Annotated in this window: 18 protein-coding genes; 7 read left to right on the top strand and 11 right to left on the bottom strand. The window is 45.4% G+C overall.

Annotated elements, in window-relative coordinates; all coding sequences use genetic code 11:
* Positions 1 to 294: 294 nt before the first annotated feature.
* The 3 genes from FW415_RS02400 to FW415_RS02390 all read left to right on the top strand — a co-directional run bounded on the left by FW415_RS02400 (position 295) and on the right by FW415_RS02390 (position 2588).
* Positions 295 to 840 carry a DinB family protein gene (locus tag FW415_RS02400; protein ID WP_148382705.1) on the top strand — a complete coding sequence of 182 codons (546 nt, stop codon included), beginning with the start codon at positions 295 to 297 and terminating at the stop codon, positions 838 to 840.
* Between the two features lie 108 nt (positions 841 to 948).
* Positions 949 to 1149: a hypothetical protein gene (locus tag FW415_RS02395; protein WP_148382704.1), complete on the top strand. Its 201-nt coding sequence runs from the start codon at positions 949 to 951 to the stop codon at positions 1147 to 1149.
* A 29-nt stretch (positions 1150 to 1178) separates the two neighbouring features.
* On the top strand, positions 1179 to 2588 hold the full coding sequence (locus FW415_RS02390; RefSeq protein WP_148382703.1) for an RtcB family protein: 1410 nt from the start codon (positions 1179 to 1181) through the stop codon (positions 2586 to 2588).
* A 135-nt stretch (positions 2589 to 2723) separates the two neighbouring features.
* Here the strand turns inward: FW415_RS02390 and FW415_RS02385 are convergent, their stop codons facing one another.
* Complete coding sequence (locus FW415_RS02385) at positions 2724 to 3842, bottom strand: acyltransferase family protein (RefSeq protein WP_148382702.1); 1119 nt, start codon at positions 3840 to 3842, stop codon at positions 2724 to 2726.
* A gap of 277 nt (positions 3843 to 4119) precedes the next feature.
* Between FW415_RS02385 and FW415_RS02380 the strand changes: the two genes are divergently transcribed.
* Entirely contained in the window at positions 4120 to 4581 is a 462-nt protein-coding gene (locus FW415_RS02380) for a hypothetical protein (RefSeq protein WP_148382701.1), read from the top strand.
* On the opposite strand, the gene FW415_RS02375 is transcribed toward FW415_RS02380, so the two are convergent.
* Positions 4578 to 6470, bottom strand: a complete 1893-nt coding sequence (locus FW415_RS02375; RefSeq protein ID WP_148382700.1) for an ABC-F family ATP-binding cassette domain-containing protein — start codon at positions 6468 to 6470, stop codon at positions 4578 to 4580. The genes FW415_RS02380 and FW415_RS02375 overlap by 4 nt on opposite strands.
* Positions 6471 to 7451: 981 nt before the next feature.
* On the opposite strand from FW415_RS02375, the gene FW415_RS02370 reads away from it, so the two are divergent.
* Entirely contained in the window at positions 7452 to 8888 is a 1437-nt protein-coding gene (locus tag FW415_RS02370) for an MBOAT family protein (protein ID WP_148382699.1), read from the top strand.
* 3 nt (positions 8889 to 8891) lie between these two features.
* Entirely contained in the window at positions 8892 to 9836 is a 945-nt protein-coding gene (locus FW415_RS02365; protein WP_148382698.1) for a hypothetical protein, read from the top strand.
* 94 nt (positions 9837 to 9930) lie between these two features.
* Here FW415_RS02365 and FW415_RS02360 read toward each other — a convergent pair whose 3' ends face one another.
* The 3 genes from FW415_RS02360 to gmd all read right to left on the bottom strand — a co-directional run bounded on the left by FW415_RS02360 (position 9931) and on the right by gmd (position 13641).
* The gene (locus tag FW415_RS02360; protein ID WP_148382697.1) at positions 9931 to 11517 is read right to left on the bottom strand and encodes a capsule assembly Wzi family protein; all 1587 of its coding nucleotides are present in this window, start codon (positions 11515 to 11517) and stop codon (positions 9931 to 9933) included.
* Between the two features lie 91 nt (positions 11518 to 11608).
* Complete coding sequence (locus tag FW415_RS02355; protein ID WP_148382696.1) at positions 11609 to 12529, bottom strand: GDP-L-fucose synthase; 921 nt, start codon at positions 12527 to 12529, stop codon at positions 11609 to 11611.
* Between the two features lie 2 nt (positions 12530 to 12531).
* Complete coding sequence (gene gmd / locus FW415_RS02350) at positions 12532 to 13641, bottom strand: GDP-mannose 4,6-dehydratase (RefSeq protein WP_148382695.1); 1110 nt, start codon at positions 13639 to 13641, stop codon at positions 12532 to 12534.
* Between the two features lie 70 nt (positions 13642 to 13711).
* Here gmd and FW415_RS02345 point away from each other — a divergent pair, with 70 nt between their 5' ends.
* Positions 13712 to 14752, top strand: a complete 1041-nt coding sequence (locus FW415_RS02345) for an alpha-L-fucosidase (RefSeq protein ID WP_148382694.1) — start codon at positions 13712 to 13714, stop codon at positions 14750 to 14752.
* Between the two features lie 16 nt (positions 14753 to 14768).
* Here FW415_RS02345 and FW415_RS02340 read toward each other — a convergent pair whose 3' ends face one another.
* The 6 genes from FW415_RS02340 to FW415_RS02315 all read right to left on the bottom strand — a co-directional run bounded on the left by FW415_RS02340 (position 14769) and on the right by FW415_RS02315 (position 20390).
* Positions 14769 to 15470: a methyltransferase domain-containing protein gene (locus FW415_RS02340; RefSeq protein ID WP_148382693.1), complete on the bottom strand. Its 702-nt coding sequence runs from the start codon at positions 15468 to 15470 to the stop codon at positions 14769 to 14771.
* A gap of 44 nt (positions 15471 to 15514) precedes the next feature.
* Positions 15515 to 16348, bottom strand: coding sequence for a glycosyltransferase (locus FW415_RS02335; protein ID WP_148382692.1), 834 nt, complete (start codon positions 16346 to 16348; stop codon positions 15515 to 15517).
* Positions 16349 to 16414: 66 nt separating this feature from the next.
* Positions 16415 to 17467, bottom strand: a complete 1053-nt coding sequence (locus FW415_RS02330) for a glycosyltransferase family 4 protein (RefSeq protein WP_148382691.1) — start codon at positions 17465 to 17467, stop codon at positions 16415 to 16417.
* Entirely contained in the window at positions 17467 to 18372 is a 906-nt protein-coding gene (locus tag FW415_RS02325) for a glycosyltransferase family 2 protein (protein ID WP_168208632.1), read from the bottom strand. The genes FW415_RS02330 and FW415_RS02325 overlap by 1 nt, the downstream gene beginning before the upstream one ends.
* The gene (locus FW415_RS02320) at positions 18365 to 19684 is read right to left on the bottom strand and encodes an O-antigen polymerase (RefSeq protein WP_148382689.1); all 1320 of its coding nucleotides are present in this window, start codon (positions 19682 to 19684) and stop codon (positions 18365 to 18367) included. The genes FW415_RS02325 and FW415_RS02320 overlap by 8 nt, the downstream gene beginning before the upstream one ends.
* A complete protein-coding gene (locus FW415_RS02315) occupies positions 19677 to 20390 on the bottom strand; it encodes a glycosyltransferase family 2 protein (RefSeq protein ID WP_148382688.1) in 714 nt (237 codons plus the stop codon). Before FW415_RS02315 ends, FW415_RS02320 begins: the two co-directional genes overlap by 8 nt.
* Positions 20391 to 20410 lie beyond the last annotated feature (20 nt).

The following is a 20410-nucleotide window of genomic DNA, read 5'->3' as shown; positions in this document are numbered from 1 at the left end:
GTCCCGGCGGAGAAGGTATGTTATGATGTAAACGGAAGTTTAACGTTATATGGCCCGGTCCGCAGCAAAGCGCACCGGGCTTTTTTATGGGCCTGTGGAAAACGGAGAATATGATTAGTATATAACATGGTAACCGCTTTAGAGTTGGAGATTGGAGGAGAAGGACAATAGGAACAGAACATAGCAACCTTCTTTGAGAAGGCGATTGCAGGAAAAAAGGACAATACGAACATCTATATATAAACATGGTAACCGCTTTTTTGTGAGAAAGTGATTGCCCCAAAAACAAGTACAATGAGAAACGTAGTACAATTTGTAAGAGAGGCCCTGATAAACAACTTCCGGGAACTGGACCGCTGGTTCCAGGCGGATGAGGATCTGCTGCATTTCAAACCGTCACCGGAACAATGGAACATTCGCGAGGTATTGGAACACATTAGCCTGACCAACTACTTCCTCTTGCTCATCATCAATAAAAGCACCCGCAGGGCGCTGGCGCGGAAGCTGGACGGCCTCATCCTGATGGCCCCGCATGACTATGAAGAAAAGTTCCGGCAGATAGAGACCGTGAGCAGCAAATCCTTCGGATGGGTAAACCCGGATCACCTGGAACCCAGCGGTATCAGAGATATGGCCGAAGTGAGGGCATTGCTCAAGCAACAGTTCGCACAATGCATGTACAACCTCAGCCTGCTCAAAAATGGGGAAGGCCGGTTGGTGAAAACGGAGATGACCCGTGAACGATCTCGGAAAACTGGATATCTATCAATACATCTATTTCCTCACCCGGCACATCGCCCGCCACCAGTCACAAATGCTGGAGCTGCGCGAGCAATATGAGGAAAGCGGCGTGCTGATATAAAAACAAATGATTTACACGAACAGGTTATAGGCCCGGCTGTGTAAGCCGGGCTTTTTCAATCGCCCTGTTCCCAAAAACGAATGAATATGAAGAGGAAAAGAAAAACCGCATACATCGATACCCGCAAAGGCCGCCTCGCGGCACTGTCCACCATCTATAACGTGCGGTACGACGGACAGTACGACAACAATGGCGGCAAACTGCTGCTGGCGCTCCTGTCCCATACCACAGGGCCGCAGAAAGAGCAGCACAGAAAGGAACAGTATTTGAAGAAGAATACCGGCTGACATGATATCAGCCGGCTGATACAACAAACATGGCAAAATTAAAATTGCGGGGTAAAGACCTCCGGAACATCGGGTTCCCGGAGTCCCCGGTCATCAGTGTGGCCATCACCGTGATGGAGCAGCACTATAAACATCATTCACAGGAAGATGCGCTGGACCTGCTGCAGCAAGTGCTGCAGGAGCCGGAAGCATACAGAGCAGACGAACACCTCGGAAAGATCGCGGAAAAGCTGATCGTAGAGGAGATAACGGATATCCCGCTGAACGAAGCACCGGCAGACTATGCCGTGTACGGACGGGAATTTATTGACGAAGGCGCCATCAGCCAGATGGACTACGCCATGCGCCTGCCGGTAACCGCCGGCGGGGCGCTGATGCCGGATGCCCATCATGGCTACGGCCTGCCTATCGGCGGTGTGCTGGCGGTGAAAAATGCCGTGATCCCCTACGGCGTGGGGGTAGATATCGGCTGCAGGATGTGCCTGAGCATTTTGGATATCCCGCATGAGCAGCTCGAAAAGCGGGCCTCCTCTTTTAAACGGGAGCTGATCGCCGGTACGGTATTCGGCGCAGGAGCGGGATGGAAACCGCGGCTGGAAGATGAAGTGCTGGAGCATCCGGCCTTCGGGGAGATCAGCCTGCTGAAACATCTGCAGCAAAAGGCTGCGGACCAGCTGAGCACTTCCGGTTCCGGCAACCATTTTGTGGAATGGGGACTGGCAGACATCCTGGATGCGGATAACGAATGGTCGCTCGCTCCCGGGCTGTACACCGCTTTGCTGTCGCATTCCGGTTCCCGGGGCCTGGGGGCACAGATCGCAGGGCATTACACCAAAGTGGCGCGGGAGATCACGCCGTTGCCGCGGGAAGTCCAGCATCTCGCCTGGCTGGAGATGGACAGTGAAGAAGGGCAGGAATACTGGCTGGCCATGAACCTGGCCGGAGATTATGCCTCCGCCTGTCACCATCACATTCATAAACGGTTGATCAAAGCCGTAGGGGGACAATTGCTGGCGAGGGTGGAGAACCACCATAACTTCGCGTGGAAAGAGACCCATCAGGGCGAGGAGGTGATCGTTCACCGGAAAGGCGCTACGCCGGCCGGTAAAGGCGTGCTGGGCGTGATTCCCGGCTCTATGACCGCACCGGGCTTCATCGTCAGGGGGCGGGGCGCAGCCGCATCGCTGGATAGCGCGTCCCACGGTGCGGGAAGGCAGATGAGCCGGGCAAAGGCGAACCAGTCGTTCACCAGGCATGAGCTGACCAGGCTGCTGAAAGAGCATGGGGTAACGCTGGTGGGCGGCGGACTGGACGAAGCGCCGGGCGCGTATAAGGACATTGCCACCGTGATGAAAGCGCAGACCGCGCTGGTGGATATTGTCGGCCGGTTCTACCCGAAGATCGTGCGGATGGCTGACGGAGGGCCGCGGGAAGATTAGGGGCAGGAGCCGCGCTTATGCCAGGCAAGTATGTGGTGCCGGAAAGCACACCAACGGCGGCTCTATCGGATCCTGGATAAAAAAGCGGGGGCTGTCCAGAATGTGGACAGCCCCCGCTCTGTATAAAACGGGTATCTACACCCGGATATAGATCTTCTTTTTATCCATCCACACACCCAGAAGCCAGAGCAGCAGCACATGGAATATCCCGAACAGGAAAGAGCCGGGGTAATCGCCGAATGCGGCCTGGAATACATGCGTGTACAGCCATCCATAGAAATTCTGATCGCCGATAATGATCAGTCCGTATAACTTCACTACCACGCCGGACATCACGTAAATGAACAGCGGGTTCTTGCCGAACACTTCGAAGAAGTAAGTGCCGGCGCGCACTTTTCTCATCTCGATAAAATAAATAAAAATCGCCAGCAGTAATGTGGCAATGCCTACGGTGTAGAGGGTATAGGAGCTGGTCCAGATCTTTTTGTTGATCGGGAAGGCGATGCCCCAGACGATAGCCGTTGCCACGAGAATGCTGCCACCTGCTACCAGCCGCATGAGCATGGTGGGGGAATGCATATTGCGCTGCACGAACCAGCCCACCCAGTAACCCAGCACCACATTGCCCACCGCAGGCAGGGTGCTCAGCAGTCCTTCCGGGTCGAATGCGATGCCTTCGCCGTGGTACATATGGCTCTCGCCCAATATCATTTTATCCACCTGCAGGCCGATATGCCCTTCCAGGCTGTAGGGGTCGCTGCCGCCGAAGGCCCATAATACCGCCCAGTATCCTAATAACAACACCGCCGTAGCGATCAGGGCCCCTTTGGGCTTCAGGAAATGGATCAGCAGGGCGCCTATGCCGTAGCACAGGGCAATGCGCTGCAGTACCCCCAGGATGCGGAGGCTTTCCAGGCTTTTGAACACCAGGCTGCCGTTATCGTATTTCACGAAAGGGAACCAGGAAAGCACGAAGCCGATCACAAAGATCAGGGCGGTGCGTTTGAAGATCTTCCCCAATACCTGGGCATTGCTCATGGTATTGAACTTCTTCATGGCAAAGCTCATGGCATTGCCCACGGCAAACAGGAAGAAGGGGAATACAAGGTCGGTGGGCGTACAGCCGTGCCATCCGGCATGGCGCAAGGGCGCCCATACATAGGTCCAGCTACCGGGCGTGTTCACGAGAATCATGCAAGCAACGGTAAGGCCCCGGAAAACATCGAGGGAAAGGAAGCGTTGATTTTGGTTCATATAGTAAGGCTCGGGTTTATGGTTAAAGCTAAGGATAATTCGGATTTATTAATAGCGGGCAGGCAGTTTTCCGGAGAGTTCATGCGCTTTAACCATGGGTATGACCCGGGTATGCCATGGATATACTATGGGTATGCTACGGGTTTGCTACGGGTTTGCTACGGCGGCAGATGTTAATGACGGCTTTTTGCGCCGCTCACTTTGTTAAAGTTTGTCGCGGGATGCGGTGTATGCATTAAATTGACAAGAGTTTTTCATTCTTCAAAAACATGCTGTTATGGCTAAGCAAGCAGGGCCTGTGTACTTCACCGGCACGGTTGGTATGGTCTGTTTCTACAAGATGCAGGGAAAATACTATGCGCGGCTGAAAAGCTCGCTGACGGGCCGCCGTGTGAAAAAAGACCCCGCATTCCGGCGGACGATGGAGAACGCGAACATCCTTGGGGAAGCCTCGCGGATCGCATCTGCTGTGTACCGCTCCGTAGCGCCTGAGGAGAAAAACCGGCAGCTTTACCGTACAATGACCGGAATGGCCATCCGCCTGCTGAAGCAAAACATATCCCCCATAAGGGCATTAGCCATCCTGGAACGGCATTTTCTGCCGCCTGCGCCGGAGAACCGGGCAGGGCAGCTTTTCGCCATTGATCCGGCTGATCAGGAAACCGGTACCCTTTGCGTGAATGAGGAAGGCGTATTGCAGCCCATCAAGGTAGACTGGCCCCCGCCTGACAGCCGTTAGGGAGCCGTCATTTCACTCAGCTCCAGCCAACGCATACCTTTATCATCCAGTAACTGCATCACTTCACCGATGCGGCGCGACGCATTTTCCAGCTGATCGTAGGGGAGCGTGCCGTCCGCCAGTTGGGCATCCAGCTGTTTCTTTTCGTTTTCCAGCGTTGCTATCTCCTTTTCCAGCAGTTCCAGCTCGCGTTTTTCCTTGAAAGACATTTTGCGGAGCTTCTGTTCCTGTTTTTCCGGTTCCTTTGGTTTCTCTTCCACCGGTGTTTCGGGTGTTTTGACCTTTTCCTGGTCCCGCTCCCATTCCCGGTACTGGCTGTAGTTGCCGGGGAAGTCGCGTACCACGCCATCGCCTTCGAACACGAAGAGATGGTCCACCAGTTTATCCATAAAGTACCGGTCGTGGCTCACGATGATGATGCAGCCCTGGTAGGATTGCAGGAATTCTTCCAGGATGTTCAGCGTGGGGAGGTCCAGGTCGTTCGTCGGTTCATCCAGCACCAGGAAGTTAGGGTTCCGGAAGAGGATGGACAGGAGGTGGAGGCGGCGTTTTTCGCCACCGCTCAGCTTGGAGATATAAGTATATTGTTTTTCCGGGGTGAACAGGAAAAGCTGCAGGAACTGGGCCGCGCTCACCTTGGTGCCGTCCGCCAGGGGGAAATTCTCCGCGATGTTCTTCACATATTCGATCACCCGTACATCTTCCTTAATGATCAGCCCCTCCTGGGAATAATTGCCGAACACCACGGTATCGCCCACATTGATCTTGCCCGAGTCCGCTTTTTCGGTGCCGAGCAGGAGGTTGAGGAAGGTGGATTTGCCCACGCCGTTCTTCCCCACCACGCCCACACGTTCGCCCTTTTTGAAGGTATAATCGAAGCCTTTGAGGATGTTGAGGCGGTCGTAGGATTTGTAGACTTTTTTCAGTTCGAGGATCTTGCCGCCGAGGCGGGTCATTTTCACGTTCAGCTCCAGCTGTTGCTGTTCGATGCGTTTGGCCGCCCTTTCCTTCACGTCATAGAACGCGTCTATGCGGGATTTGGATTTGGTGGTGCGGGCTTTGGGCTGTTTGCGCATCCATTCCAGCTCTTTGCGGTACTGGTTGCGGGCCTTTTCGGTACTGGCCTTGTCGGACTCCTCGCGGGCCGCTTTCTTTTCCAGGTAGTTCTCGTAATTGCCTTTGTAGATGTAGAGGGTGTTGTCATCCAGCTCCATAACCTCGTTGCAGACGCTGTCCAGGAAGTACCGGTCGTGCGTCACGAGCAGGAGGGTCACATTTTCCTGGTCGAGATAATTCTCCAGCCATTCGATCATGCTCACGTCCAGGTGGTTGGTGGGTTCGTCCATGATCAGGAGGGTATGTTTATGTTCAAACCCGATATCGATCAGTACTTTGGCCAGCGCCACGCGTTTCTGCTGGCCGCCGGAAAGGGTGCCCACCCGCTGTTCCATGTGGTGGATATTGAGTTTGCCGAGGATCTGTTTGACCTTGGCATCGAAGTGCCAGGCATTCAGCTCGTCCATTTTGTCGATAGCATTGGTGAGGGCGGTGGCATCCGGTTCCTCGTCATTATCGGTCAGCAGTTCATATTCCTTGATGGCGTTGAGGATGGGATGATCGTGATCGAAGATGTTTTCCAGTACGGAGCGGTCCAGCTTGAAATCAGAGGTCTGTTCCAGCATCACGACGGTGACATCTTTGTGTATCCAGACTTTGCCGCTGTCGGCCGTTTCTTTGCCGCTGAGGATCTTGAGGAGGGTAGATTTTCCGGTGCCGTTGAGGGCCACGAGGGCGATTTTGTCGCCTTCTTCTATATGGAAGGAAATATTTTCGAAAAGCGGGGTGATACCGAATGATTTGGTCAGCCCCTCGACCGTTACGTAGTGCATGGTGCGAAGTTAGGGTGTTTCGGGGGGATATGGGATTTTCGGGGATGATTTCGTATATTCATATCTTGAAAGCCACAACAGCATTAGGTTCTATTGAAGGTAAGGATATATGAATCAAGCTGTGCTTCCTGTGAGAATTGAAAGGCCGGGCAAGGAGGGATGCACTTTTTCCCCGAGTATTTGCCAGTATCAGCGGCCTTTATCCATTAGAAGCATTCTTGTGTTTGTATCCCCTTATTGGAAAGAGATAAAAAAGCCTCCCGGTTTCGGGAGGCTTTAGTTTTTTTCTCAGGCAGAAAGCATAGGGTGATTCAAATGCCTGTTTACGTGATTGTCATTTCGCTTTTTCGATCTTTCTCATCAGCCATGCGAAGGAGAAGCAGGCGATGAAGACGATAGCGATGGTGCCCAAATTCAAGAGAAGCCCAGCCATAGTTATGCAGTTAAGAAGTACAGTTTAAATTTCGGTTAATTGTCCGAAATACACGGGGGAATTTTTGTGTGATTTTTTTATTGTTGTTTGGGGTGGGTATGGAGGTTTTGTGGGAGAGGTATCCGATGGTACTTTCACCCTACTACCAAACGTCTGCAAAAAAACTCTATCGGAACAGCACAGGGTGTATGATCATCGTTCCACAAAAAGGCGGTGGTCTGGGCCAATTTTACACGCATTTTATATACCTATATGTATAATGTATAGAATTTCTGATAAAATTATTTGAAAGGGCTTCCCTCCTCCAAGCTTTTAAATAAGAAAGAATATTTATTTTCCGAGTCTATATTGCTCTATAATTTAAAAATAGGAAATGTTTAGATGGTAGTAATTTTTACTATATTTGACATTTTATACCCGTGATACAGAATATTACATATATATTATTAACTGTTTCTAAAAAAAGTGAGAAATATCCTATATCAACCGGAACTTTAGAAAGGTTAATAATAGGGTAATTTTACATAAAAAATTATCGCCCATTCCTTATGCTATTTAATTCTTTTGAATTTGCTCTTTTTCTTCCAATTGTTTTTATTTTATACTGGTTTGTTGCAAGGAATAACTTAGTTGCCCAAAACTGGATTCTTCTTGTATCGAGTTTCGTATTTTATGGTTGGTGGGATTATCGTTTTCTATTCTTACTCGGATTTTCCATTTTTTTGGATTATTTCACTGGATTGAAGATAGAGAATGCTTTAACTCGGAAGGGTAAAAGAAATTGGCTGTATATAAGTGTATTTTTCAATCTCGGTTTTTTAGGCTTTTTTAAATACTATAATTTTTTTATTGAATCATTTGCTGAACTGTTAAGTGCTGTAGGGCTTCAACCAAATGTATGGACTTTACAGCTTATTTTGCCAATTGGGATTTCCTTCTATACGTTTCATGGGTTATCTTATGTATTTGATATTTATAACGGAAAGACAAAGCCAACCTATAAGTTTGTAGACTACGCGGTCTTTGTAAGTTTTTTTCCGTTGCTTGTTGCGGGGCCTATTGAGAGAGCGACACATTTATTACCTCAAGTATCAAATGGTAGACAATTCAATCTAGAAAATGCTGTTGATGGATTAAGGCAAATTTTATGGGGATTATTCAAGAAAATAGTAATTGCAGATGGTTGTGCTATTTATGTTAACATGATTTTTGGAGATTACGCAAACTATAATGGCAGTACACTATTTGTCGGCGCTATCTTGTTTGCGTTTCAAATTTATGGAGATTTTTCGGGCTATTCTGATATTGCACTTGGAGTTGCCAGGCTTTTTGGATTTGAATTGCTTAAGAATTTCGCCTATCCATATTTCTCAAGAGATATTGCTGAGTTTTGGCGGAGATGGCATATCTCGTTATCAACTTGGTTTAAGGACTATGTTTATATCCCCCTTGGGGGGAGCAAGGTTAGCAAGCTAAAGGTGATAAGAAATACGTTTATTATTTTTTTGCTAAGCGGATTCTGGCATGGTGCTAATTGGACTTTCATCTTTTGGGGAGGGTTAAATGCCATGTACTTTCTTCCACTATTACTTTTTGGTAGGAATAGAACGAATTTGGATATTGTTGCGAAAGGGAAACTCTTACCTTCCTTAAGAGATATGTATAAAATGGGAAGTACATTTTTGCTTGTAGCGCTTGCTTGGATTTTCTTTCGTTCTGAAAATCTGAATAATGCTTTTGCATACGTAGCGGGTATTTTTTCTCCGACTTTTTTTACAAAACCAGAAGTACTTCCTAGAACACTGCTTTTTGCTATCTTTATTTTTATAATTGTTGAATGGCAGGGAAGAGAGCAACCATATGCAATAGCAACGACAGGATTAAGCTGGCATCGGCCTGTCAGATGGTTTTTTTACTGTATGCTTATTGTAACAATTATTGTGTTGGGCAGTCGTGAGCAGCAATTTATTTATTTTCAGTTTTAGTCTATGAAGATTTTTCTGTTAAGATTAATGCAATTTTCAATCGTAGCATTTCTTGTAATCTGTTTTTTAGGAACTGAGTTAAGTGAACCGGAGGAGTTTAACTATGTAGGCGCAATAGTAGCAAAGCATAATAGACTGGAAAGTTTAACTGGCAGGAGAATAATACTGGCAGGTGGATCAAATTTGGCATTTGGAATTGATAGCAAAAGAATAGAAGATGAGATCAAGATACCAGTGGTTAATTTAGGGTTACATGCCGGATTGGGGCTGGATTTCATCCTTAATGAGTTGAAATCTGTAGTCACAGAAGGTGATATTGTGTTTTTGTCACCAGAGTATTATGCTGGAAAGGGAAGGTATAATTTGCAGATGGCCTCAGCTGGATATTTTCCACCGGCTAACAGTTATTTTGAGCGTAACCTGCTTTATGATTTAAAGCATTTTTTTGACAGAAAGTTTGACAATATGAAGGTGAACAAAACATTCCTTGTAACGCAATTAATGTCAAAGGTACTTGGCCGCCAACCAAGTAAGTCTGTTTATGCGAATACATCGTTTAACACATATGGAGATGTTGTTGCACATCTTAAAATGAAAGCTCCTCCATCGCTAAATGATAGAAATCGACTTGCATATGACTATTGGGATGGGATAGAAAAAATCAATGAAGCATCAGAAAAAATTATGTTAAATGGTGCCGATATCTTTTTTTTGTATCCTTGCTACGCACAATCTGCTTATACTTTAAATAGGGAAACACTGTCAGACCTCGATGTTGATTTGCGGAGAGATTTGAGAATTCCTATACTAAATAGCCCTCATCAGCTAGTATACCCTGACAGTTTGTTTTTTGATACAGTGTATCACCTGAATAAAACCGGAAGAGACCTAAGAACAACGAAACTCCTAAAAACAATTAAAGAGTTACTATTAGCCGAAAGCATTTAGCAACTTTTATTTCTATTTCGGGGTGAATAAATCTTTGGCGGGCTGAAAAATTTTCCAATTAACCTTGGGTGTTTAGAGCTATGGATGTCCTAATTTAAAAATCGTAGTAAAATTGCCGGAAGGAACTCCTTAATCCAAAGGAGAATATAAACTCTCTCCTGGTTTCCAGTTCATTTTTCTCCTGGCGTCCGGCGGCTGATAGCTCTACACGGAGGTTGTATTTTGGATTAAGTACAAATGCGATGGTACCCTGGCCGTAGAGGAAATCTGTTTTCAGGCCCTGGCCTATCCGGTTGTCATATTCGCCTATGCGGTTCGTATAAGGCTTGAAGATATCCTGCCCATAGCTTGTGGTCTGGTCGTAGTCAAGGCCGTAGTTGGCATAGGTGACCTGGCCTCTGATAAACCATCTTTTGTAGGTGTAGGAGGCGATGCCGAGCACTTCTTTGAAGTTGGCGCCCATCGGATGGGCGAGCGATTGATTATAATGGGCGTAATTGGTCCGTGTGTTACTGTAGGAGTACGTGAACGGACGCACGATATTAAGCTCTCCCTGCAAGTCTAGTTTAGGGACCTTAAAGAGATCAAAGGAGCGGAAGCCCAGTTGGGCAGACCATTTGTTACCCCACCAGCCATCACTGCTGAGCATTTCCTTTATTTTGAATTCATCGATCATGAACTGGCCGTAGACAGTAGTCTTGGGGAAGAGCTTGTATTTGGCGTTAAGGCCCAACATCGAGTTATCAGAAGAGCCGGCGGAGTATTCAGCGGGGCGGAGGAAGATGATAGGGTTCATGTAGCTCCAGTCGAAACCTCTTTTGCGCCCGGCGGTGTCGGTATCCGGCCAGATCACGGCATCGTACACGCCGATGGTGAGCTTTTTGGAGACGTTCCAATCCAGGAAGTGGAATACGCCCCATTTTTTTGGGTAGCCGATGCCTTCGTATGCTTGTCCGAATGAGAGTCCCTGCTGGTCGATGAACTGTGCCCACATGGAGGTGTACTGGAATTGGCCCAGAGTGCCTGTTATTCTCAGATAGGGGTAGCTGAAACCAATATCGGAGAGGATGAGGGAGCGGTATCCATCGCCATAGGAATTGGTGCCGTAGCCTAAGGTGAAGTTGAGGTATTTGCTTGGTGTGTAAGAGAGAAGGGCGTTGACGTAAGCGAAATCGTAGGTTTTGCCGATTTTGTCGTTGTATTTTATTTCCCCCTGACCGGGGATTACCCTTTTTCTTGCTACGAAACTGTCGATATACGCGGGGAATACGCCCTGATTCTCATAGAAAGAGCTTTCGAAGTAGAAATTCTTTCCGATGTTGGCTTGTACGCGGGCGCCACGGGTGTTCAGCCAGAGGGTTTTACCTCTGTTGCTACGGCCGATCTGAAAGTCCGGCAAGAAATCCACAAAAAAATTGAAATCCGGTTCGCGGAACTCGAAGAGATGCTCCTTGAAAAGTTTGCGGTGAAACCAACTGCGTTTGATGCTGTCGGCCTGTGTGTACATGGCGCTGGTATCCTCATGCAGGATGGTTTTGAGGGCGGTATGATGGTTAACGGAATCCAGGTAGAGTTCCCTTATGTTTTGCGCGTGATAAGGGGCGATTACCGGTAGTTTTTCCTGGGCCATGGTTGGGAGAGCCAGCAAAATACATGCGGCTATCCGGAGGAGTTGCTTCATTCGAGGGCAGTTTGGTTCACGGATGGCAAAAACTATGCCTTAAGATGCGCAAATATATGAACATGCTGTTTGATGCGTTGTTTTTTGTGAATCAGGAAAAATGCTCCTTGTACACCGCTTTTATTCCCTCTTCCAGGCCAATCTTCGCTTTCCAGCCCTGGCTATTCAGTTTGGATACATTCATCAGTTTGCGGGGCGTTCCATCGGGTTTGGTATGATCGAATACCAGCTTGCCTTTGTAATCGGTAATGTTTTGAATAAGCTGTGCAAGTTCGCCGATACTGATATCTTCGCCGGTGCCGATATTCACAAGGCCTTCCTCATCGTAATGCTGCATAAGGTAAAAGCAGGCATCCGCCATGTCGTCCGCATGCAGAAATTCCCGTTTAGGTGTGCCGGTGCCCCATACGACAACCTCAGGATGGCCGTTGATTTTGGCCTCATGGAACTTGCGCAGCAGGGCTGGCAGTACATGGGAGTTATTCAGATCGTAGCTATCGTTCGGGCCATAGAGGTTGGTGGGCATAACAGATACGAAATTGCATCCGTATTGCGCACGATAGGCATCGCACATTTTAATGCCGGCTATCTTCGCGATAGCGTATGGCTCATTTGTAGGTTCCAGCAGGCCGGTGAGCAGATATTCTTCCCTCAGCGGCTGCGGTGCCATTTTCGGATAGATGCAGGAAGAACCGAGGAACATCAGCTTTTTTACACCGGTTTTATAAGCCTGATGGATCACATTACTCTGGATCATCAGGTTATCATAAAGGAACTCACCGCGGTAGGTGTTGTTGGCCATGATGCCGCCGACTTTCGCCGCGGCAAGGAATACGTAGGCCGGTTTTTCCTCTATGAAAAACGCTTCTACTGCCTGTTGATCCCGTAAATCCAGTTCAGCTGATGTACGGGTTACAAAGTTGGTAAACCCGGCAGTTTCCAGCCTTCTTTTGATGGCAGAGCCGACCATTCCACGATGGCCGGCGATGTATATTTTATCTTGTGGTTGCATCGTTATTCGAACTGGTTTAATACTTTGAAACCTGCGTCTTTTAGTAACTTCTCGCGCTGGAAGAGATCTACGTCGGCCGCTACCATTTCTTTTACCAAGGCGGGCAGATCGTATTTAGGTTTCCAGTTCAGTTTGGTTTGCGCTTTGGTAGGATCTCCTATTAGAAGGTCTACTTCCGTGGGGCGGAAATAGCGCGGATCAATGGCTACCACTTCCTGTCCTGGCTTCAGAGGACTATTTGAAGCGGCTGTTTTTACAATACCTTTTTCATTTACGCCTTCCCCGGTAAACTCCAGTTTAACGCCTACTTCTGCAAAGGCCATCATGATAAAGTCACGCACTGTGGTGGTGGTGCCGGTGGCGATCACAAAGTCCTCCGGCTGATCCTGCTGCAGGATCAGCCACATCGCTTCCACATAATCTTTGGCATGACCCCAATCGCGTTTAGCGTCCAGGTTGCCCATGTAAAGTTTATCCTGCATGCCAAGCGACATTTTCGCGATGCCGCGAGTTATTTTGCGCGTAACAAAGGTTTCGCCACGCAATGGACTTTCGTGGTTGAAAAGGATGCCGTTGCAGGCGAACATATTGTAAGCTTCCCTGTAGTTGACAGTGATCCAGAATGCATACATCTTGGCTACTGCGTATGGGGAGCGCGGGTAAAAGGGCGTTTTTTCCGATTGGGGGACTTCCTGGACTAAGCCGTACAATTCGGAAGTAGAAGCTTGGTAGATCTTCGTTTTTTTAGTGAGGCCAAGCATCCTAACTGCTTCCAATATGCGCAGTGTACCGACGCCATCCGCATCGGCAGTGTATTCAGGAGCTTCGAAACTCACCTGCACGTGGCTCATGGCGCCGAGGTTGTAAATTTCATCGGGCTGTGCTTCTTGGATAATGCGAATTAGGTTAGTGGAATCGGTAAGATCACCGTAATGAAGTTTGAAAGTTACATTCTTTTCATGGGGATCCTGATATAGATGGTCTATCCTGTCAGTGTTAAATAGGGAGCTTCTTCGTTTGATGCCATGTACTTCATAACCTTTTTTCAGGAGAAATTCTGTAAGGTATGCACCGTCCTGTCCTGTTACACCTGTAATTAAAGCTTTTTTCATAATAACTCGCAATAGAATTAAATAACTGGTATGAATCTTGCAAATATATTATAAAAATAACCCTTTCGCGATGAAGTGTAATTTAATTCCATTTAGGTTGAAGATATTATTTCTATTTTCAATATCTTTCCTTTGTTTACAACCTCTTCATTCGCAAAATAGAACTTCAGGCAAAACGCTTGACTGGTTTTATAATTCCAAGTATGGCATTTTTGTACATTATCTCCACAAATTGCAGAATGGAGCTGAACCCTGGAATCAGGGGAAAAAAACTAATTGGGATTCTTGTATCAATGATTTTGATGTGGAGAGGTTTGCATCACAAGTGCATCAGACCGGAGCGGGATACGTACTGTTTACGACCTTACAAATAGATAAATACCTTTGTACTCCTAACGCCACCTACGAAAAGTTGACAGGTTACAAAAGGGGAGATGCAACGCCGCGTAGAGATCTTATTCTGGATCTTTATAAGGCTCTTTCCAAATATAATATCAAACTATTTTTATACGTAACCGGAGACGGCCCCAAAAATGACCGAAAGGCAAGTAAAGCACTGAATAACCCCAGCTTTTACCAGTCAAAAACGGTTCCTTTCAAAATGAATGATTTGTTTGTAAAAAAATGGGCAACTGTATTGAGGGATTTAAGCATGCGGTATAAAAATAAAATAACCGGCTGGTGGGTGGACGGTAGTTATCCTTTTATCGGATATAATGACAGATATCTGGGTTTCTTGGCCAAGGCGCTGAAGGCTGGCAATCCTGCGTCTATCGTTGCATTCAATTCCGGTGTGAATCCTAAGGTCCAGTTCTATACCAAATACGACGATTATCTGGCAGGGGAAATGGACAGTTTTTGGGAAATACCTACGAAAGGGCGGTTCCTAGATGGGAAGCAATGGCACCTTGTTTCTTATATTGGTGGACCTAGATGGGCACAGCCTGGCGTAAGAAAGCCTACCCCAGAACTGATAGACTATATCAGGAGATGTAACAAGGCCGGTGGTGTAATCACAATGGAAATGACCCTTTACAGGGACGGCAGCCTAGATAAAGCCCAGTTGAACCAACTGGTGGCTATCCAAAAGGCTATCAAGCCCGACCTTTAAATAGTTTCTAAGCAGGTTATTTTGCAAGTACCATCAGAGAATATCCACCCAATACCCTGACTGTGAGGTCTGGATTTATGGAGAAGAGTATTTTTCTTGGCCATTTTGCCAGTTTCCCTTTTATGGATTTTGCAGCAAGTTCAGTAGCTGTGCCGGTATAGAAGTAATCTATGATCTCATACCCTGTGTCTTTTAATGCTTCGAGTGCAAGATCTTTTGTGAAATAGTGGATATGTCCGACTTTTTGCCGGTTAACTAAAAAAGGGGAGTTCCGGAGTACGGTTTGTACAGAGATGTCGAGGGGGATGTGGAATATTTTATAGGTGCTTTTGTTTTTGCATTTTCTCAGAAAGGAAAAGTAATCTTCAATGTGTTCAAAGATATCAATCACGAGCAGCAGATCATAGAAGTCTTTGTTATTTTCCGCGAGTAGATCGGCGTTCACATATTGCAAGCGTTCTTTTTCCCGGACTTTACACATCACATAGGCATCGCCAGATATCTCGTAACCGTGGTATTGTATGCTGTTATCCAGCTTATTCCATAACTGGTTTAGTATTTCGCCTGCGCCACATCCTATTTCACAGATACTTTTAATGTCAAGTTCATTTTTTCGCATTAGTCTCACAATATTGGAAGCTTTCCAAGGAGAATCTTCCATATGCCAGGTAGGGTTATTTGCAAGGTATTCTCCATCATTGTAAATTGATTCACTCATATGGGTGTAATTTAAACTTTGAGATCGTGAGTAAAAGATTGCCGTCACTTCTTATTATCTCTCAGCAGTAGATAGTACACTTTTTCAAGCAGCACCTTCGGCATGATACGGAAAAGAAATCTGACACTGATTGCTTCCAGGAATTGGGCAGTATTGATAAATTTTTCATTTTTCATTTGTTTAAAGAATCCGAATTCCTGTTTGAAGTAATTCAGGCCCTTGCGCCGGCCTACCATATTGTTACCAACCCTTACATCCACCAGTACTTCTTCAAGGTTGTTGAATTTACAACCCATTTTTAGCATTTGGTACCATAGATTATAATCCTCAAATATTTTTTTGTCCCAATAGCCACCGGCCTCAATAGCTTTTTTCCTCCGGTACATTATGGTCATATGGTTGATTGGGCTTCTCCTTTTGGCATATTCAAGAATAGCTGCATGGGAAGTGGGAAGCTTGCGTATTTTCCCGAAATCTCCCGGCTGGGAGCGGAATTCTTCGGTAAAGCTGCCTAATGCATCCAGTTCCGGGTGTTTCTGGAGGAAACTTACCTGTTTCTGAAAACGGTCTTTAAGGCAAATATCGTCAGAGTCCATGCGTGCCACCCATTCGTACTTACAATTTTGAAGTCCAATGTTCATGGCAGCTCCCATTCCCTGGTTTTGTGCCAGCTTTATAATATTGAAAAGACCGGGAAACCGACCGCAATAATCGTCAATAATGGTATCGAGCTCATTCGTCAGTGGCCCATCTTCCACAATTACAACTTCAGCAGGCAGATAGGTCTGATTTACAATGCTTGATAACGCAACATCGAAATATGAAGGATTTTCTTTTAAGTACACTGGTATAAGTACAGAAAACTCAAACTTACTCATAGATCGCACTAGAAACTTTTATGTATTATTTTTTGAAATATTAAGGAAGATAATAAAATTTCCCATTTAGTTGACTGCAGCCAGCCTTTTATAGGCCAGCAGGTAATTATTACCCATGATCTCAGCTGTTAATCTGTTCTGGTAAAACTGGCTTATTTTCTGGCTATATGTATCCCTAAGGTAATTGATGGATGTGATGGCCTGAAATAAGGACTGTTCGTTTTCCAGCTCAAAGAACGTTACTTCCTGTTGGGTAAATACCTCTTTGAAAATTGGTATCCCCGAGCATACAGTGGGGATGCCCTGGGATGCAGCTTCTATTAGCGAAAGAGGGAAACCCTCGGATCTGGAGAGCATAAGATAAATATCTATGAGAGACATAAACAGGCTCCCATTTTTATGATAACCCCAGAATATACAACGGTCTTCTACCTTATATTGTTCAGCTAGTCGCTCCAACTGTTCCTTTTCTTTACCGTCGCCAACAACTAATAAGCAGTACCCGGGCAACTGAGGTAGTATTTTTATAGCCTGATCAATCCCCTTCCGTTTAGTAAGCTGGGCTATAACGCCAAGCACAATGAATTCCTTTTTTAATTTCTCTAGTTTCGCTAACTCGTCCTGCCGGAGAGCGCTCCCTATATCAGGAAAAGACCTTCCGTTGTAAATCACTTCGATTTTATCAGCGGAGATCCAACGGGTGTAATATTGTTTCATATGGTTACTTAATACAAAAACGTGGTCCTGTTTTTTCAGGAAGCGTGTCCATAAAAAGCCGAAGAGCGTAGCTACCAGTTGATTGTATTGGAATTTGAGGTCTTCATGAATATAATTATGCATGGTAGTACAACATTTTGTCCTGATATGCCGCCTGTGTTTCCATATATAATAATCCGGCCGAAGGCCGTGGCTGTGAACGATGTCGTATTCATCGAACGGGATTGTCTCCTTCATAGTGATTTTCCTGGAAGAGGAGGCATCGAGAGCGATTTCATTTTTCTCGTCAAAAAAAAACACATCGATCACATGGCCTTCTTTCACCAGCACATTTATTATATCCCTGGCAACAACAATGGGACCTTTGTTAGCCAACGCGGGAAGTATGAATGCAATCTTCATTACTTAGTGTACAGTTTTTTAATACTCTTGTTTAAAAACCTGATAAATGAGTTGAGGTCGACCTTATACATCAGGAAGTCCCAGCAACAACGGAGTCGATCACCGGCAGAGCGAAAGTCTCTCAGTATAAACCGTTGTATCCGGATGTCTTGCTCCATCAGGGCAATTTGCTGCGGGGAATTCATCCGTGGGCGGAATTGTTCCCAAAGTTCAAGGCAACTTAAGGATAGCTCTCTGTAATTATTGCTGTAGTTTTTCCTATGTTTATGAGCTATATACAAGCATTTGTTAATGTAAGCTGATTTTATTTCTTTGGTTGAAAGGTAAATGTCAATCCAGAAAAACTTATCGTCTGCCCCGAAATATTTTCTCGCAGAGGTAAACCGGATGTCTTCCACGAGTGCCCTTTTTAGTACCACCTGCCCTGGGGAGCGGATGAAGGATTTCAGGATCAGTTTCCTGAGATTTACTACAGGTGCGAGGTTATATAGCTGATATTGTACCTTGCTGTCCGTATCCATTATGATCCCGTTGGATAATATGAAGTCTTTTTTACCAAGGAGAGGCAATATTGTTTCAAAAAAGTCAGTGCTTATTTCATCATCCTGGTCAATGAAATGGATATAGTCTCCAATAGAAAGTTTAAAACCTCTGTTTCTGGTACGGGCTACTCCAAAGTTTTTTTCGTTCCGGAATATTTTGATAATCCCCGATTGTTCCGCGGTTAAGTTGTCATTGATCAAAGTTGTAACGACATCAAGTGGAGTACTACAATCGATCAAGATTAGTATTTCAATATCCAATTTACCTGAGATACCTGAATAAGACCGGAAAATTGAATCAAGAAGCCGGATTAAAAAACTCTTTCCTTTATAATACGGAATAATTATTGACAATTTAGGCATATACATTTTTGACCCTGAAAAACGATTCTACAAGTAAATATATAATAAGGACCGGAAAAAAAACAACCAGGACATTGTTTAGGCTGGTAAAGAACAATGTAGGGTCACCTTCCAGCGAAAGCCCTTTGATAAACAAAAAAGCTGCAAATGAAGGGAGGATTATTCCTTTATATCTGCTATACCTAGGTAGCTGGAACCTGACAAATGAAACCAGTAAGCCAAGGCAAAAGGAAAAAATAACAGAACCGCCGTATCCGAAATATAATAGCCCGAACAGGTTATGGCGCGCATTCGCCCCCTGAGTTATTTCAGAATAGTGATGTAGTTTATAAAAATATTCGCCGGGATGAAATCTTAGTTGTTCCCACGAATATACGCGGAGGAATCCCAGGAGATCGTTAAACAGCATCTGGAACCCATTGATGTGATAGGGGTATGTAAAAACGAGGTCGTTTGGATAAGAATACCAGAATATGTCGCCACTACTCATAAACCGATAGCCAAGCATTGTAATGGATGTAAGAATATTTCCGCCTTCCTGTCCACCCTGTATGGTAATGATAAACAAAACTAAGATGAAGCAAGAGCTTAGTATTATCGTTCGCCATTTCTTCCAGACAGCCATCAGCTCATTAATCCTTCCGTTAAAATAGAAGTAGCTAAATGCAACGAACATAATAATCAGGAACGACGATTTGCTACCTGATAGAAGGAGGCTTGCAAAGAGAACCAGGACATAAAAGCATGCGTAGAAGAAAAGAGAAAAAGATTTGTAGGCCTTTCTGGAAGACAGGAGGTCCATGAAAGCGTATAAGGAAACAACAGTCAACACGCTGAGAAACCTTGAGAAGATGCCAAAACCGGAGCCTCCTTCAAAATATTCAAGCCTGGATGCATAGAAAAGTGGGATGCCTCTTTCCCAATAGGTATAGAATTGAAAGACGATGAACATGGACGAGGTAATAAGAAAAAAAATCAGTTTGGTAAACGGGGTATTGCCCAAAGGCCTCGACGTTTCTTTGGGTGTATTGAGGAGGTTAACCTTCCTTAGTGCAAAAAAACCAATAAAAAAGGCTGTCTGGGAGAGACAGAAATTTATAAACAGATAAGTAGAAATATGCTCTGTGAAATATAGAAACACTACCACGCTGGTAGCAAAAGTGGAGTATACAAGGCTCAGGAAATATGGATCCATAATTCCGTAAATGACTTTCCTGAACAAGAGATAGTATAATACTGATAAAGAAATCAGTACCAGAACATAAATATGCAGATTGGATGAGAATATTTTCAGGAACTCATAGTTATCCATTTCTGACGATTTTCTTTATATATGACCGCATCTTGGCGTAATAATACACATAAAATGGAAATGCCGACTGCAGCAAAGTAAAACGGTCAGCATCAAACTGATTGTCCGGGTTACTTCCCGAGGATCCGCCATCGTTATAATTGGCCACAGTTAGCGGAATGTATTCCCATTCGAATTTTCCTGAACCGAAAAGCTTCAGATTAAACACATAATCTGCCAGGTATTTATATCGAAGTTCAAATTCTTGATTCTTGAAAGCTGTGGCCGGATAAAATATTGCCTGGTGGCTGATATTCCTTAATGCGAATTTAAATTTACTGAATTTGCCATCGTAGGTAATTTTACGGTGTATGTACCATACATTGGCGTAATAGACCTTTTTATCATCTTTCAGGTAGTCGCTGATATTATGGAGAATATTTTCACGGAGCGTATCGTCTGCTCCCAGGAAATACACCCTGTCCCCGGTAACAAGCTGCAGTGCCTTATTCATAGCATCATAGATGCCTTTATCCTTTTCACTTATCCATTTGGTAAGATTATCTTCGTATTCCTTTATTATGTCCAGTGTTCCGTCAGTGGAGCCCCCGTCAATTATTATATATTCAAGTCGTTGGTATTTTTGGGTAATAACGCTTTTTATGGTTTCTTCCAATGTTTCAGCTGCGTTGTATACAACTGTAATAATTGAAATTAATGGCTCCATGTATCCGTTTTATTAAAGTA

It is taken from the genome of Chitinophaga sp. XS-30 (assembly GCF_008086345.1).
Taxonomy (GTDB): domain Bacteria; phylum Bacteroidota; class Bacteroidia; order Chitinophagales; family Chitinophagaceae; genus Chitinophaga.
The sequence above is the reverse complement of the archived record's forward strand: the minus strand, read 5'-3'. Positions and strand labels throughout refer to the sequence as shown.